The 13896-nt window shown below is 65.8% G+C and carries 16 protein-coding genes; 5 read left to right on the top strand and 11 right to left on the bottom strand.

The window, feature by feature from the left end; all coding sequences use genetic code 11:
• Positions 1-74: 74 nt before the first annotated feature.
• Positions 75-776, bottom strand: coding sequence for a dienelactone hydrolase family protein (locus tag SSPN_RS0119710; RefSeq protein WP_010307622.1), 702 nt, complete (start codon positions 774-776; stop codon positions 75-77).
• Positions 777-1034: 258 nt separating this feature from the next.
• Here SSPN_RS0119710 and hisC point away from each other — a divergent pair, with 258 nt between their 5' ends.
• Together hisC and SSPN_RS0119700 are read left to right on the top strand one after the other, a co-directional pair.
• Positions 1035-2096 carry a histidinol-phosphate transaminase gene (hisC, locus tag SSPN_RS0119705; protein ID WP_010307621.1) on the top strand — a complete coding sequence of 354 codons (1062 nt, stop codon included), beginning with the start codon at positions 1035-1037 and terminating at the stop codon, positions 2094-2096.
• 76 nt (positions 2097-2172) lie between these two features.
• On the top strand, positions 2173-2376 hold the full coding sequence (locus tag SSPN_RS0119700) for a hypothetical protein (RefSeq protein ID WP_010307620.1): 204 nt from the start codon (positions 2173-2175) through the stop codon (positions 2374-2376).
• Between the two features lie 227 nt (positions 2377-2603).
• Here the strand turns inward: SSPN_RS0119700 and SSPN_RS57745 are convergent, their stop codons facing one another.
• The 4 genes from SSPN_RS57745 to SSPN_RS0119680 all read right to left on the bottom strand — a co-directional run bounded on the left by SSPN_RS57745 (position 2604) and on the right by SSPN_RS0119680 (position 5594).
• Positions 2604-3182 carry a hypothetical protein gene (locus SSPN_RS57745; RefSeq protein WP_010307619.1) on the bottom strand — a complete coding sequence of 193 codons (579 nt, stop codon included), beginning with the start codon at positions 3180-3182 and terminating at the stop codon, positions 2604-2606.
• Positions 3183-3232: 50 nt separating this feature from the next.
• Positions 3233-3985: a L,D-transpeptidase gene (locus SSPN_RS0119690; RefSeq protein WP_010307618.1), complete on the bottom strand. Its 753-nt coding sequence runs from the start codon at positions 3983-3985 to the stop codon at positions 3233-3235.
• 387 nt (positions 3986-4372) lie between these two features.
• Positions 4373-4930: a DUF4352 domain-containing protein gene (locus SSPN_RS0119685; RefSeq protein ID WP_010307617.1), complete on the bottom strand. Its 558-nt coding sequence runs from the start codon at positions 4928-4930 to the stop codon at positions 4373-4375.
• Between the two features lie 157 nt (positions 4931-5087).
• Complete coding sequence (locus SSPN_RS0119680) at positions 5088-5594, bottom strand: GNAT family N-acetyltransferase (RefSeq protein ID WP_010307616.1); 507 nt, start codon at positions 5592-5594, stop codon at positions 5088-5090.
• A 50-nt stretch (positions 5595-5644) separates the two neighbouring features.
• Between SSPN_RS0119680 and SSPN_RS0119675 the strand changes: the two genes are divergently transcribed.
• Positions 5645-6217, top strand: coding sequence for a helix-turn-helix domain-containing protein (locus SSPN_RS0119675; RefSeq protein WP_010307615.1), 573 nt, complete (start codon positions 5645-5647; stop codon positions 6215-6217).
• A gap of 769 nt (positions 6218-6986) precedes the next feature.
• Here the strand turns inward: SSPN_RS0119675 and SSPN_RS61720 are convergent.
• Positions 6987-7109, bottom strand: a complete 123-nt coding sequence (locus tag SSPN_RS61720) for a hypothetical protein (protein WP_010307614.1) — start codon at positions 7107-7109, stop codon at positions 6987-6989.
• Here SSPN_RS61720 and SSPN_RS60040 point away from each other — a divergent pair, their 5' ends adjacent.
• Both SSPN_RS60040 and SSPN_RS57740 read left to right on the top strand, forming a co-directional pair.
• Positions 7110-7271, top strand: a complete 162-nt coding sequence (locus SSPN_RS60040; protein WP_010307613.1) for a hypothetical protein — start codon at positions 7110-7112, stop codon at positions 7269-7271.
• A gap of 364 nt (positions 7272-7635) precedes the next feature.
• Entirely contained in the window at positions 7636-7791 is a 156-nt protein-coding gene (locus SSPN_RS57740; RefSeq protein WP_010307612.1) for a hypothetical protein, read from the top strand.
• 162 nt (positions 7792-7953) lie between these two features.
• Here SSPN_RS57740 and SSPN_RS0119655 read toward each other — a convergent pair whose 3' ends face one another.
• From SSPN_RS0119655 to SSPN_RS0119635, 5 genes are all read right to left on the bottom strand, one after another.
• Positions 7954-9366: a GH1 family beta-glucosidase gene (locus SSPN_RS0119655; RefSeq protein ID WP_010307611.1), complete on the bottom strand. Its 1413-nt coding sequence runs from the start codon at positions 9364-9366 to the stop codon at positions 7954-7956.
• Positions 9367-9373: 7 nt separating this feature from the next.
• Positions 9374-10255: a carbohydrate ABC transporter permease gene (locus SSPN_RS0119650; RefSeq protein ID WP_010307610.1), complete on the bottom strand. Its 882-nt coding sequence runs from the start codon at positions 10253-10255 to the stop codon at positions 9374-9376.
• A gap of 3 nt (positions 10256-10258) precedes the next feature.
• Entirely contained in the window at positions 10259-11212 is a 954-nt protein-coding gene (locus SSPN_RS0119645) for a carbohydrate ABC transporter permease (protein WP_010307609.1), read from the bottom strand.
• A gap of 6 nt (positions 11213-11218) precedes the next feature.
• Entirely contained in the window at positions 11219-12496 is a 1278-nt protein-coding gene (locus tag SSPN_RS0119640) for an ABC transporter substrate-binding protein (RefSeq protein ID WP_010307608.1), read from the bottom strand.
• Between the two features lie 442 nt (positions 12497-12938).
• Complete coding sequence (locus SSPN_RS0119635; protein ID WP_029535515.1) at positions 12939-13559, bottom strand: helix-turn-helix transcriptional regulator; 621 nt, start codon at positions 13557-13559, stop codon at positions 12939-12941.
• Positions 13560-13896: the final 337 nt, after the last annotated feature.

Here is a 13896-nt window from a genome sequence, read left to right as displayed (position 1 = left end):
CGTAACCCACCGCGCCCCCGTTCGCCTAGCCTCCGGTGGCGGTGAGCTGCTGGTTCTCCGCTGGAGACGCGCGGTCAGCGCAGGTGGAGGTCCAGCCAGTTGCGGGCTCGCTGCCACGCCTCCGCCGCCGCGTCCGCGTCGCGGTCGAACCGGTGCCCGGCTCCCGGGTAGTGGATCACGTCGGTCGCGGCCTGCGCGGTGTCGGTGACCTCGCGGAGCTTCTCGACCTCGCCGGGCTCCATCTCGTCGTCGTCGCCGTACAGCCCGAGCCACGGGCAGGACAGCTCCCCGGCGATCTGCACCAGCGGCGGCACCGCCGCGGACAACGGCTCCAGGATGCCGCGCCCGCCGATGCTCACCGCAGCCCCCACGGTGCGGCTCGCCGCCACCACCAACGCCGCCGAGCCGCCGATGTCGAAGCCGAGGATCCCCTGCCGGTCGGCCGGTACGCCCTGGTCGGACAGCCAGAGGAAGGACGCGTCGGTGTCGGCGAGGATCGTGTCTCCGGACAGCCGCTGCACCTGGTCGTGCACGTGCTCGTCCGGCTGGTGGTCGTGGAACTCGTCGGTTCCGTCGCGGTGGTAGAGATGTGGCGCGACGGTGAGCCAGCCCTCTTCGGCGAGGGAGCTGCACAGCCGGCGCACCCGCTCCGTGACGCCACGGGCCTCGTGCAGGACGACCAGTCCACCGCGTACCACGGTGTCCGGTTCGGCGACGGTGAACCGGAGCTGGGTGCCATCGGTGAGCGCAAGCGTCTCGGTCCGGGTTTGGATCATGCCGTGCAGGTAATCACGCCGAAGTGAACACGAGTCAACGAAGTCCACCGGTCGGACGAGCGAAATACACGGACGGCCGCCAAGACAAGCCATCAGACGGAACCGTCCGTCGCACCAGCCCCGCCGGGCAGGCTATGCCCCACGCGTCCCACTGCTCCAACGCGATCTTCGTCACCGGCTTCGCGAAATGACCCGTGCCCCTGTTACCCGGTCAGGCGAGCTAACGTCCAGGTGACCCATCGGAGCTAGGAGTCGTAAATGACTGTGCGCACTCGTGCCGACCTCGACCAGCTTCCCGCTTACGTCGCTGGTCGGACCATACCCGGCTCGATCAAGCTGGCCAGCAACGAGGTTTCCGAAGGCCCGCTGCCCAGCGCGGTCGCGGCGATCAACCAGGCGGCCGGCGAGGTGCACCGCTACCCGGACATCGGCGTCGGGCGGCTGACCGAGGCACTGGCGGCGCGGTTCGGGGTGGAGCCGGAGCGGATCGCCGTCGGCTGCGGGTCGGTCGCGCTGTGCGAACAGCTGGTGCAGGCCACCTGCACCGCTGACGACGAGGTCATCTTCCCGTGGCGGTCGTTCGAGGCGTACCCGATCATCACGCAGGTCGTGGGCGCCACACAGGTCCGCGTGCCGCTGACCGCCGAGCACGCGCTGGACCTGGAGGCGATGCTCGCGGCGATCACCCCGGCCACCCGGCTGATGTTCGTGTGCACGCCGAACAACCCGACCGGCACCCTGCTGCGGCGGGCCGAGCTCGAAGCCTTCCTGGACCGGGTGCCCTCGGACGTGCTGGTGGTGCTCGACGAGGCGTACTTCGAGTTCGTCACCGACCCGGACGGCCCGGACGGCATCGAGATCGCGCGGACACGCGACAACGTGGCCTCGATGCGGACCTTCTCCAAGGCGTACGGCCTCGCCGGGCTGCGCGTGGGATATACCGTGGCCCCGCCGGAGGTCGCCGCAGCGCTGCGCAAGGTTGCCATCCCGTTCAGCGTCAACGCCCTAGCCCAGGTCGCCGCGATCGCTTCGCTGGAAGCGCAGGACGAGTTGCGGAAGCGGTGCGCCAACGTGGTCGCCGAGCGGGAGCGGGTGCACCGCGAACTCGTGGCCGCCGGGTATGCGGTTCCCGAGACGCAGGCGAACTTCGTCTGGCTGCCGCTGGGCGAGCGCACCGCCGAGTTCAACGAGCACTGCCTGCAGAACAAGGTCGTGGTCCGTGCTTTCGCCGGCGAGGGCGCGCGGGTCACCATCGGACAGCCCGAGGAGAACGACGCTTTCCTGGCCGCAGCCCGCTCGTTCGGCCAAACGGCGCAGTGATCTTGCGCCGATTCGGTGCACCCGCGAGTCCGGGGGGCACCGAATCGCCGAATGCTGCGCCGTATTTCCGCGAAACGTGATCGCGCCGGGCGATGGCCCCACGACCCGGGCGGCCGACAACATCGGCCTGAAGCGGCCGGCCACGCACACCACGGGCACCGTCGGCGCCGACGAGAAGATCATCGTCCTGCTCGCCCTGAAGCCCGGAGAAGACGCCCTGGGTCAACGCCGCCAAGCGGGCGACGGCGTTGACCCAGGTGCTGGATCGCATCGCGGCTGACCGGTTTTTCGGGATGGCCCCGTAAACAGTGGTGGTGCCCTGCGAAGAGAGGGGGAGTACTTCGCCGGGCACCACCACCGGGGGTGTGGTCGTTCGAGCCGGAACGACCACTCGGAGTGCGTAGTGATCTACGCAGCATCGGAATCTAGTGCTGATCAAACGGTGCGAGCCAGCCAGCGACTTAGGCATGCACTCGTTCGAGTGAAATAAACCAATCGGTCGGATGATCAGCCGGTCACCGGGTGGTGTCCGCGAACCGCGACCGGTGCTGGCGCGGTGGGCAGCGGCTTGGCGGCCGACACCTGCCTCGGCGGGGTCTGGACGGGGTCGCTCGGCCCGCCGGGGCCGCCGGGCGCGCACTGGTCGCGCCCCGGGCCGCCCTGCCAGCCGGGCCCGCCCTGCCAGCCCGGCCCGCCGGATCCACCGTGCCAGCCGGATCCGCCCTGCCAGCCCGGCCCGCCGGATCCACCGTGCCCGCCGGATCCACCCTGCCAGCCGGATCCGCTCGGCTTGCCCGATTCGCCCGGCACGCAGGGCCCTTCGGTGCCCGGCTTCTCGGGGACGGTCGGGTGGTCCACGATCGGCGCGTTGGTGCAGCTGTTGGCCTGCGGGGAGAGGATCGGCACCACGGCCCCGAGCACCCCGATGTTGTTGCCGCACAGCTGGATCGGCAACACGCTCAGGTTGTTGTCGTTGCCGATGTTGATGCCGTCGTTGTCCGCGCTGTCCGCGAACGCTGGCGCGGCGCCGGCCAGCAGTCCGGTGCCGGCAGCGAAAACTCCGGCGAGGCAAGCAGTCTTGCGCATTCGTAGCACTTCCTTTTCGGTGTACTTCGGGGACTTTCCATCCACGGCGATCACCGCAGATGGACGAGGGTGCCCAACGGCAGGGTGGTCAGCAGGCGAAGCGCGTCGTCGGGTACGCGAACGCACCCGTCGCTGCTCGCCTGGCCGAACACCGCGGGGTCGGGCCATCCGTGCAGCGCGACCGTGCCCGGGCCGCCGCCGTAGGTGCTGAAGGTGTCGGAGTGCGCGCCGAGCGGCAGGATGATCGGGCTGAACCTGGTGACGGTCTCCTCGATCGCCGCCATGATGAAGGTGCGGCCGCGCGGCGTCGGCGAACCCGGTGCGCCGACCCCGACAACCCACGCCCCGATCGCCGAGCCGTCCTCGCGCACCACGAGCCGACGCGCATCGATGTCGACGTCCACGACGTAGGGAGACCGCGCCCGCTCGACTTGATCGTCGGTGCGGACCCAACCGGTCGCCCCGTTGGGGCGCGACGGTAGCAGCACCTGCGCCCACGGGCCGTGTTCCGCGATCACCGGCACCCAGGTGGGATTCCCCAGCTGGGTGGCCGGGAGCTTGGCGAACACGGCGCCGCCGGGTGCCTCGTGCACTGCGACGTCCCGCTTGATGTGCAGCACAACCCCGCTGGTTTCCGCGTTCGGCGCCGGGTCCCGCGGCGCCTTGGGGAAGTTCGCGAAGGTTGTCGCGGAGGCCTGCATGCCGAGGTCGGCTTGCGCTATCGCGTGGGCTGGCTCGATCGATGCGCCCGAGCATCCGCTGATGCCCAGGCAGAGCGCACCGAGCGCGGCGGCAGCCGCCATCCGGACGCGGCGACCGGCGTGGTCGGGGCGTCTGGTACTCGTTGTGCGACGATTCATGATCAGCTCCTGGCCCGTTGGCGTACCTGTTGTCGGCAGCTCCGGCGAAGGCCGGGAAGCACCTGCAGCGGGCAGCCTGATCTGCGAGATCAAGTGCCGCCGGGACGCTAACGCGCACTCTGCGGCCACCGACGCGGACCGACCTGATCCCGATCACCCGCATCTGCCGCTTGATCAGGACAAACGGGTCGGGGAAACCGTTGAGTTTGGAGTGTTACACAAAAGGTAATCGCTCGATCGTGTGTCGTTTTTACCTCTAGCGAGCGACAAAAAGGCCGGGGTGTCCGCGTCAAAGCGACTCGGAAAACCCGGCTTAGGGGCCGTGCGACCTCACTTCCAGCTGGCAAGGGGACCCAACGTCTTGCTGTTGACGCCGGTCGGCGAGTACTCGACCGTCAGGCCGGGGGCGTCCGTCGGCACGTCGTAGATGATCTTCCCGGTGACCGGCTTGTCCTTGTCGGTCAGCAGCTCGATGAACGATCCGGAGATCTCCATCGAGGCGATGGCCGGCTCGTACCGGTTGCCCTCGCCGTCGACGAGGCAGAACTCGTCCTCGCTGACGTTGCCGACGACACCGGCAGCCAGCGCGGCCTCCGCGTCAACGACGACGTACTTGCCCTTCTCGGGATCGAAGTCCGTCTCCTCGGTGAAGTCGGTCGGGGCGCTGATGGTCAGCTTCAGCTTGGTACCCTGGTCGGTCTTGACCGTGACCGACTGCCCGAAGGCAACGCTCTGCGGCCCGGTGGACTCGGACTCGCCGCTGCTCGGGCTGGTCTCGCTGCTGGACTTGGAGTCCCCGCCGCCGGAGGACTGCGGCTTAGCGCCGACGCCGCAGCCGGCCAGAGTGATCAACAGCGCCGCAGCTAACGGCGCAATCAGCCTCTTCAATTTTCCTCGCACGAAAATGTTCAGGCCCAATACGACGCGCGAACCTTCCCACAAGCCCCCGGACGGAACAATCGGATTCGCAAATGTCTTAGGGAGCACTTGGACTGAACACCGGATGACGAACACACCGCGCGAAACACCTTGCCACGAAAAGGATTTACGGCACCGGATCCAATTTTCGCTGTAGCAGTGCGGTATCGATCCAGCGGCCGAACTTGTGGCCTACTTCAGGCAGCCGCCCGACCTCCCGGAAACCGCATGCGCGGTGCAGCGCGACCGAGGAGTCGTCGCCGTCGTCGGCTATGACCGCGATCATCTGCGTCGCCCCGGCCCGCGCGCTATCGGCCATCAGGTTGGTGAGCAAGGACTTCCCGAGGCCCCGCCCGGTCCACCCCGGCGCGAGGTAGACGGTGTCCTCGACGGTGTGCCGGTAGGCGGGCTTGGGGCGCCACGGTCCGGCGTAGCCGAAACCGACCACCTCCGCGTCGATCTCGGCGACCAGGAACGGCAGGCCCTGGTCGGCCAGCGCATCGAGTTTCTGCCGCCACTGCGAGACATCCGGCGGGATGATCTCGAACGTCGCGGTGCTGCCGTCGACGTAGTGAGCGAAGATCTCGGCCACCGCGCGCAGATCCCCGTCGACAGCTCGCCGCACCGTAATCATCACAACCCCAATTTCTCTATAGTGAAAGTTTCGACCATTATAGTGAAATCATGGATCTGGTGGAACTGGGCAAGCGCGTACAGGCGTTGCGGACTGATCGGCGCATGACGTTGCAGGACCTGGCTGCGGCCGCATCGGTGAGCGCGGGGATGTTGTCGTCCGTGGAGCGCGGGCAGAAAGCCGCGACGATCGTCGTGCTGGCACGCATCGCGGACGGCTTGGGCGTGCCTGTAGCGGACCTGATCACCGCGCCGGAGCGGGTGATCGTCCGGCGCGCGGCCGATCAGGACGCCGTCGACGAACCCGGCGGCTGGCGGCGGACCATCCTCAGCCCGGTGGTGCCTGGCGTGAACTTCGAGTGGATCCGGTCCACCCTGCCGACCGGTTGTGATGCGGGGACCTTCCCCGCGTACGCGGCGGGGTCGCACGAGTTCGTCGCGGTGGAATCGGGCAGCCTGCGGCTGACCATCGGCGACGAGAGCTTCGACCTAGCGGCCGGCGACTCGCTCTACTTCGCCGCCGACGCCCCACACGGCTACGCGAACACCACCGACGAACCGTGCACCTACTACGTGGCCGCCCTGATCATGCGCCCCCGCCGCGCCGCCGACTATTCGCGGTGAAGGGCACCTTCACCGCGTCCACCCCGCAATTTCAATTGAAATTGGACCTCCGGTTTCAATTGAAACTGCGGACCCGATGACGTGGAGCGGGGTGCGGCCGGTCGGTGCGCAGGGAGGGGAAGCGCACCGACCGGCCGCTCGGCTCGACGCCGCGAGGTCAGGGGCATGGGCATCGAGCCGGGTTCCGGGGCGGTCCAGGGCAATGGCTGCGGTTCTCCTGGCCAGGGTCCGTGAGTACTTTTGGTCGGTATAGAGGCTGTTGGAAGGTACTGGGGTGAAGCGAACGGACCATTTGTGTCGTCTATCGAGGTGAACGGACCGTTCGCTTCGCAGCGGTTGGTGAGGCACAGCCAGGCCACTCCCCCGCGCCGTCTGAGAACCCACGGCAGTGCAAGCTACGGGAACCGCTTTAAGCGGCTTCGCCGCTTCAAAGGCACAAGCCCGCACTACCGCAACCCGGACGATCACTTCCCAAACAGGCTCTGTAGCAACAAAAAGTGCCCACGGTCGTGAGCACAAAAAGTGCTCACGGTCGTAGAGCTGCGCAAACGTTCATCCAGGTGATCACGGGCTTTGAGCAACGCTCGCGCAGGTGACCCGGAGGACACGGCGTTGGAGGTCCAGTGGTGGAACTGGACTGTCCGGTGGTCCCGTCAGTTCGCGTAAGCGGTGGCGACCGCGTAAGCGGTGGCGACCGCTAGGCGGTGGCGGCTGCCTTGTTCGCGTTGTCGCTGCTCGGCTTCCACGTCGGCGTTGAGGTGCCAGACCGTCAGCGCACTTCGCCCGCGCCCGCATGTTGGGGGCGGTAGCGCTTCCACGTGACGATCAGGTTGTAGGCGATGATCGCCGAGATGGCCCCGATTTGCGGCATCACGTCCAGCACGTTCGGCATGTGATCGGTCCTTCACGCGCTGGCGCGCGCATCGTTGTTCGCGGTTTCGTGCACGACTGCGTCGGCGTGGAACTGCTTGAGTCCGCAGGCGTGACCGTCATCGAACTGCCCGAGCTTGCCGACGCGGCAATGGCCGCCAACGCACACCTACGGATCCGATAGAAGCTTCAACCACCAGACCTGAAGCAGGCCCGCTAGCCCCGGCTGCCCTATGCGCATAGGGCAGCCGCATGCCGCAACCCCTTACCCACAGTGATCATGCGTCGACGCTATGGGCATGTCGCAACCGTTGCTCCTGCTAGCCGCCGTTTCCTGTGGGCCGCGATGTACGGAGGCGGCCTCTACCTGTGGTGGCAGTGGAGCAAGCCGTGCGCGACTAACCGCCCGACGCGACGCAGCCCCCTCAATCCCGAACGCGGCGCGCGGCGGTACCTCGGCGGGGCCGGCCGGTGAAGGCGTCCACCACCGGCCCCGTCCGGACTCGGGAGGAGCGCAGGGGATCAGCCAGGGTGCCGTCAAGCCGCACATGCAGAAGCGGGCAGGCGAAACCGCTGAGCAGTGGCGTATCCGGCTGGCGCATAGCTGCTACCTCTGTGGCTCGGAGTACGCCGACCTAGCCGTGCTGGCGCCGCATGAGGACCGATGCGACGGGATGAGCGCCCAGCGGGATGGCCATGACTGACTCTCCGGTGCCCGCCGATGACCTGTGCAAACGGCAGCCGCAGACTTCCCAGGGCGCGCGTACGGACTACACGCTCCGCATCACCGGCATCCGACCGCGGTCGAGATTAGTGGGATTTCGCTGAACAAGGAAAATCATCTGCGGAAGTGCGCTACCTCGATGTCAGTCCGCAACTCGATCGACCGAGGCGGCGTCCGGGATCGCGTTGGCGGCCACGACGCGCGAAAAGAACCGGGCGCTGTCTTTGATCGTGCGTTGCTGGGTGTCGAAGTCGACGTGAACCAGACCGAACCGCTGCGAATACCCCATCGCCCACTCGAAGTTGTCCAGCAACGACCAGGCGAGATAGCCGCGAACGTCCGCGCCTTGCTCGATCGCCCGGTGGACGGCGCGGAGGTGCTCGGCGAAGTAGTGGATCCGTTCGCCGTCTCGGATCCGGCCGTCGAAGTCGACCGCGTCAGGGAAGGCAGCGCCGTTCTCCGCCACCACGAGCGGAACGTCCGGGCAGTGCCGGTGCAGCCACAGCAACAGGTCAGTCAGCGACTCTGGTGTCTGCTCCCAACCGAACGAGGTGAGCGCGCCGCGTGGCGGAAGCACGTTGAAGCCCCGCTGACCTGGAAGGCCGCAGTTGCTCGGTTCGGTTGGATCCGGCAACGGTGCCACCCGGGTCGGCGCGTAATAGTTCACCCCAATCCAGTCGATCGGGGCGGTAATCGTCTTCAGGTCGCCATCCTGGATCGCTGGTTCCAGGGCCTGCAGGTGAGCGACATCGCCGAGCACGTCCTCGGGATAGCCGCGGCCCAGCACCGGATCGAGGAACATCCTGTTATGCATACCGTCGAATTTGCGCGCCGCCTCGCGGTGCGCCTCGTCGTCCACATCGACCAGTACCGGCGAGAAGTTCAGCACGATGGAAAATCGCTGCTCAGGGCTTGCGGCTGTCCGCAATACGTCCATTCCCAACCCGTGGGCCAACAGGAGATGGTGCGCCGCGACCAGTGCCGTGCCGGGTTCGGTAACTCCTGGCGCATGCACCCCGTTGCCGTAGCCGAGAAAGGCCGAGCAGAACGGCTCGTTGAGCGTCGTCCAGTCCTGAACTCGATCGCCAAGAGCGCTGTACACCGTCGCCGCGTAATCGGCGAACCGTGCGGCGGTGTCGCGGACGCGCCATCCCCCGGTGTCTTCAAGCGCCTGTGGCAGATCCCAGTGGTAGAGCGTGACCATCGGATCAATGCCCTGGCTGAGCAGCTCGTCGACAAGCCGGTCGTAGAACGCGATTCCCGATGGTTGCAACGTCTTGCCGTCCGGCATGACTCGGGGCCAGGACACTGAGAAGCGGTACTTCGGGAACCCGAGTTCCGCGATCAGTGCGACGTCTTCGGGGTAGCGGTGAAAGTGATCGCAGGCCGTCTCACCCGTGTCACCGTTGATGACTGTGCCCTCCCGGGCGGTGAACGTGTCCCAGATGGACGCTCCACGACCATCTTCCTTCGCACCACCTTCGATCTGGTACGAGGCCGTGGCAACCCCCCAGGCAAAGCCCGGTGGGAATGCAAGTTCCTGCCCGTTGATCATAACCACCTCATCCGTTGACTGAAGCTCGCGTAATTCCGTTCACGATCTGACGTGCCAGCAAGATAAATACGATGATAACGGGCAAAACGCCGAGTGTCGTACCGGTCAGCATCAACGAGTAATCCAGGAAGTACCCGCTCGCCAGCCTCGACAGGGCGACCTGAACGGTGGGGCTCTCGTTCGGGTCCAGCACGATCAGCGGCCAGAAGAAATCGTTCCACGCCGCCATGAACGTCACCATGCCCAGCACCGCCGCTTGGGGGCGGATCGCCGGGACCGCGACGTGCCAGAACGTTCCCCACATCGAACAGCCGTCGACCCGTGCCGCATCGACCAGCTCGACGTGCACCGCTTCCTCGCACGCTTGGCGCATCCAGAAAACGCTGAACGCGTTGATCAGTCCCGGCACGATCACCGCTTCCAAGCGGCCGTACCATCCGAAGTTTCCGACCACCATGTACAAGGGGACCACGCCGAGCTGGGCGGGCACCATCACCGTACCGAGCACGACCAGGAACAGGGTGTTCCTTCCTGGGAAGCGCAGGCGAGCGAAAGCGAATCCGGCGAAGCTCGACAGCACGACGGTCGACACCATGACCGTGCCCGACACGATCAACGAGTTCTGGATCGCCAACCAGAAATCCACGGTGTCGAAAACACGTCGGACGTTGTCCAGGAAGTAGCCGCCTGGGATCAGCGGAGGACTCGCCTCACCGATCGCCGATCCGTCACTCGAAGCCACCACGAAGGACCAGTACAGCGGGAAAACCGACGTCGCGACCACTGCGAAGAGAAAACCGTAGACCAGAACGCCGGGCCGGCGGTCCAGCCGCCGCGCGCGCGCAGATCCGCGAACCTGCGGCGGCCGGCCAATGACACTCGCGCGCATGACTCAACCGCCTCCCCGAATTCGACGGGCCAGCACGAAGTTCGCCAAGGCGGCCAGCAGGCAAATAACGAACAGCACCCACGCGATCGCAGCCGCGTACCCGGCGTCGAACAGGCCGAACCCCTTCTCGTACAGGTACATGGTCAGCGTCTGGAACTGGCGGTCGTTGCCACCGACACCCGCGGTTCCCGACGAGTCGAACAGCTGCGGCTCCGCGAACAGCTGCAGGCCGCCAATCGTCGACACCACCACGGTGAAAATGATGGTCGGTCGGATTCCGGGGACGGTGATCGACCAGAATGACCGCCACCTCGATGCTCCGTCCAGCGCTGCGGCTTCGTAGAGCTCACTCGGGACGTTGCGCATAGCCGCCAGGTAAAGCAGGGAGTTATAGCCGGTCCAACGCCACATCACCATGACCGCGATGGCCAGGTGGGACGACCAGCGCTGCCCCTCCCATTCCACGGGTTCCACGCCGAACATCCCGAGGACCCAGTTGGCCACGCCGAAATCACGCCCGAACAACTGACCGAAGACCAACGCCACGGCTACCACGGAAACAACGTTCGGCAACAGGACGCCAGCCCGCCATGCGGTTCCCGCCCGCAGTGGCCGGTTGAGCAAGGCCGCAATGCCGAGAGCGGCGAACAACTGCGGAACGGTGGAAACCAGGAAGATGCTCGCGGTGTTGAACAGGGCGTTGTAGAAGTCGGGGTCGGCGAACAACGCAGAGTAGTTCGCCAACCCGACGAAACCCTGATCGCCGTCGATCAGGTTCCAGTCATGCAGCGAGACCCACGCGGTGTACAGCAGTGGGAAAAGGCCGAACACCGCGAACAACACGAAGAAGGGCGCGATGAAGAGGTACGGAGTAACTCGACCGTCGATCCTGGCGAGCAGTTGGCTCGAGCGTGAGCCCGAAACAGTTGACGGCAAGGCCGACGGGCGCGCTGCCATCGGACCCTACTTGATTGCTTCGCGTGCCTGCTGGACCGCTTCTGCCCATGCCTCATCGAGGGTTTGTTTCCGGTCTTCGACGCGACCAAGCGCCAGACCGAACTTCGGGCGCACGAGGCTGTCCTTGGGACCGCGGTAGTTCGGTCGCAGGCTGTCCCCGGCGGCCGCGTAGATCTTGCCCACCGGCGCGTTGTTGAAGTAGGGATCGGTCTTGCTGACCACCTCGGGGGCCTGGTAGGCGGCTGGCGCGCTGGGCAGGATTCCGCTCTGCAAGAAGATCTTCTTCTGCTGCTCGGGAGCGGTCAGCCACTTCGCGACGTCGTAGGCTTCCTTCTGGTGTGTGCTCTGCTTGGGCACAGCAAGGTAGGAGCCGCCCTGGTTGCCGCTGTTGCCGGGGACCGTCGTGACGTCCCATTTGCCCGTGTTCGCGTTGCCGCCCGCATCCTTGATCTGTTCCAGCATCCAGGCCGGGCAGTTCATGACGGCGAACGAACCCTGCTTGACCGCGACGTTCCACGCCTGGGTGTAGGTGGTCACCTTGGCGGTCTGCCCCTTCGCCCCGATGCTCCCGGCGATGTCGAAGGCGCGGCGCAGGTTCGGATTCCGGTCGGCGATGAACGAATCGTCCGTCTTGGAGAAGAAGTTCTCCTCGGACTGGTTGAGGATCGCGGTGTAAATGCTGCCGGCGGAATCGGCGAACTTCGCATCAGGTACCGCGGCGCTGAACCGATCGGCAACACGGCCGAAATCTTCCCAGGTGGGCCACAGCTTGGCCACCTCATCGCGGTCGGTGGGCAGGCCGGCCTTCTCGAACATGTCGCGGCGGTAGCAGAGTGCGAGACCACCCATGTCCGTCCCGAGACCGAGGACGAAGCTGCCGTCCTTGCTGACCCCCTGCTGCCACTTCCAAGGGGCCCACTGGCCCTGCAACTCCTTGGCCCCGAGGTCGGCAAGGTTGACGAACTTGTCCTTCGACTGCAGGAACTGCGGCATGTACTGCTCTTCGATCGCGACGACGTCGGCGACGCCGCTCCCGCCTGCGAGATGGGTGGCAAGCCCCTTGTGGTGAGCCTCGAAGTCGGAGACTTGGGGCACTAGGTCGATGTTGGGGTGCTGCGCCTCGTACTCCGCGAACAGCGGTTCGTAGCCGAACTCGCCGAAGGTCGCGACCTTGATCTCAATCTTCCCGCTGTCGGATCCGCCGGCTCCCCCGCATCCTGCCAATCCCACCACCAAGGCCGCGCTCATCGCGAGCGCTGACCAGGACGAACGTCTCATCGTCATCGCACTTCCTCATCTGTCAGTCGCGAGCCACCATGTCGCAAACTGATCATGAGTTCACCGGGTGCCCGAAAAGCGTGTCCACATCGGGAAGCCAAGTCTGCCCATTGGTACATCCGGCCGTTGCCATGTGCCATCGGATGGACGCGAGGAGTCACGTGGGCCACGGCGCCAACCCCCTCCAAAGAGACTTGTGAAACATGCTCACTTGCTGCCATAATCTCTTCATTTTTTGCTCTACGCCCTTACCAGCGCGCCTGTGGTTTGCTTGTCCAGGCTAACGCTGCCGAGTCGTCGAGCTTCGGGAAGAACGCGTCGCCGAGCGAGCTTCCTCGTTCGGCGACGCGAACAGACCCTCCAACATCCGCGGGGCGGCTGTCAGTAATTCTCACCCATTCGCAGCCCTGCTGCGGCGTCCGAACGGGAACCAGACTGTTGACGCGTGTCAGATCACGCCTGCACGCATTGCGTAGGCGACGGCATGTGGCCGGTTGCGCAACTTGAGCCTGTTGGTCATTCCGTAGATGACGTTCTTCACGGTGCGCTCCGAGTAGGCCAGCTTCTCAGCGATATCAGCAGTATCCAAGCCCTCGGCCAGCAAGCGGACGACATCGAGCTCGCGAGGTGTCAACCCGGAAGCGCTGATACCGCGCGGTGCCAGGACCTCCCGCTGCAGACGAGCGATCTCGCGGAGCAGCTCTCCGACCAGTTCCGAAGGCAGCACGCCACCTCCGGTCGCGGCGACCTGGATGACTCTTATCAAATGGTCGTCGGTGGCCGCACTGCGTGGTATCACCGCCGCCACACCACATTCCACCGCCGCGAGCAAGCCAGCCGGATCCAACTGGTCAATCACCAGGACTGCACTGCGCTCCAGGTCAGCCCCCAAGGCGCGCAAGGCGGCCACCCCGTCAGTCAGCCGCTCGGCTGCCACGACGACGACGTCCACCTCGACCAGGTTTCGATTCGGCACCACCAACACCTCGGCGCGAGAGTTGAGGCAGCTTGCAAGCCCGGCATGCGTAATGGCATCAGAGGCAAGCACAGCCACGCGTACTCGTTCCATCGCACCTCCCGTGGTTTCTCTCTCTGCACCGAACAACCTGCCGGAGCCGACTCCACAAGGTCTCTACGTCTTCTCAAGATCAGCTAGCCGCGGGTGAAGTCCGGCGGAAATCACGCCATCTCACATCCGCACATGTGCTTACCGAACCAGTCCACCACGTGCGGATACGTGCAACCTCGCAGGGACGCGAGGGCAACGTGCTGGCCGGTACCCCAGCGGGGCGCTAACGTTGCGCTACAGGATCGGGATAAAACACTCCCACCGGACGCCTGGGATCGCGTCAATTGCCAGCCAAAGGCGGTCCGTATCCCCTGCGGCAGAAAAGATCAGCCTCGCG

The organism is Saccharopolyspora spinosa NRRL 18395, from assembly GCF_000194155.1.
Taxonomy (GTDB): domain Bacteria; phylum Actinomycetota; class Actinomycetes; order Mycobacteriales; family Pseudonocardiaceae; genus Saccharopolyspora; species Saccharopolyspora spinosa.
This window is presented reverse-complemented; position numbering and strand designations above follow the sequence as displayed.

Bases quoted from the DNA above. Each gene is read 5' to 3' on its own strand.
- hisC (WP_010307621.1), top strand. From the start codon at position 1,035: ATGACTGTGCGCACTCGTGCCGACCTCGACCAGCTTCCCGCTTACGTC.
- SSPN_RS57740 (WP_010307612.1), top strand. From the start codon at position 7,636: ATGCAGAAGCGGGCAGGCGAAACCGCTGAGCAGTGGCGTATCCGGCTG.
- SSPN_RS0119655 (WP_010307611.1), bottom strand. From the start codon at position 9,366: ATGATCAACGGGCAGGAACTTGCATTCCCACCGGGCTTTGCCTGGGGG.
- SSPN_RS0119635 (WP_029535515.1), bottom strand. From the start codon at position 13,559: ATGGAACGAGTACGCGTGGCTGTGCTTGCCTCTGATGCCATTACGCAT.
- SSPN_RS61720 (WP_010307614.1), bottom strand. From the start codon at position 7,109: ATGCCGAACGTGCTGGACGTGATGCCGCAAATCGGGGCCATCTCGGCG.
- SSPN_RS0119690 (WP_010307618.1), bottom strand. From the start codon at position 3,985: ATGGCGGCTGCCGCCGCGCTCGGTGCGCTCTGCCTGGGCATCAGCGGA.
- SSPN_RS0119710 (WP_010307622.1), bottom strand. From the start codon at position 776: ATGATCCAAACCCGGACCGAGACGCTTGCGCTCACCGATGGCACCCAG.
- SSPN_RS0119645 (WP_010307609.1), bottom strand. From the start codon at position 11,212: ATGGCAGCGCGCCCGTCGGCCTTGCCGTCAACTGTTTCGGGCTCACGC.
- SSPN_RS57745 (WP_010307619.1), bottom strand. From the start codon at position 3,182: ATGCGCAAGACTGCTTGCCTCGCCGGAGTTTTCGCTGCCGGCACCGGA.
- SSPN_RS0119640 (WP_010307608.1), bottom strand. From the start codon at position 12,496: ATGACGATGAGACGTTCGTCCTGGTCAGCGCTCGCGATGAGCGCGGCC.
- SSPN_RS0119680 (WP_010307616.1), bottom strand. From the start codon at position 5,594: ATGATTACGGTGCGGCGAGCTGTCGACGGGGATCTGCGCGCGGTGGCC.
- SSPN_RS0119675 (WP_010307615.1), top strand. From the start codon at position 5,645: ATGGATCTGGTGGAACTGGGCAAGCGCGTACAGGCGTTGCGGACTGAT.
- SSPN_RS0119650 (WP_010307610.1), bottom strand. From the start codon at position 10,255: ATGCGCGCGAGTGTCATTGGCCGGCCGCCGCAGGTTCGCGGATCTGCG.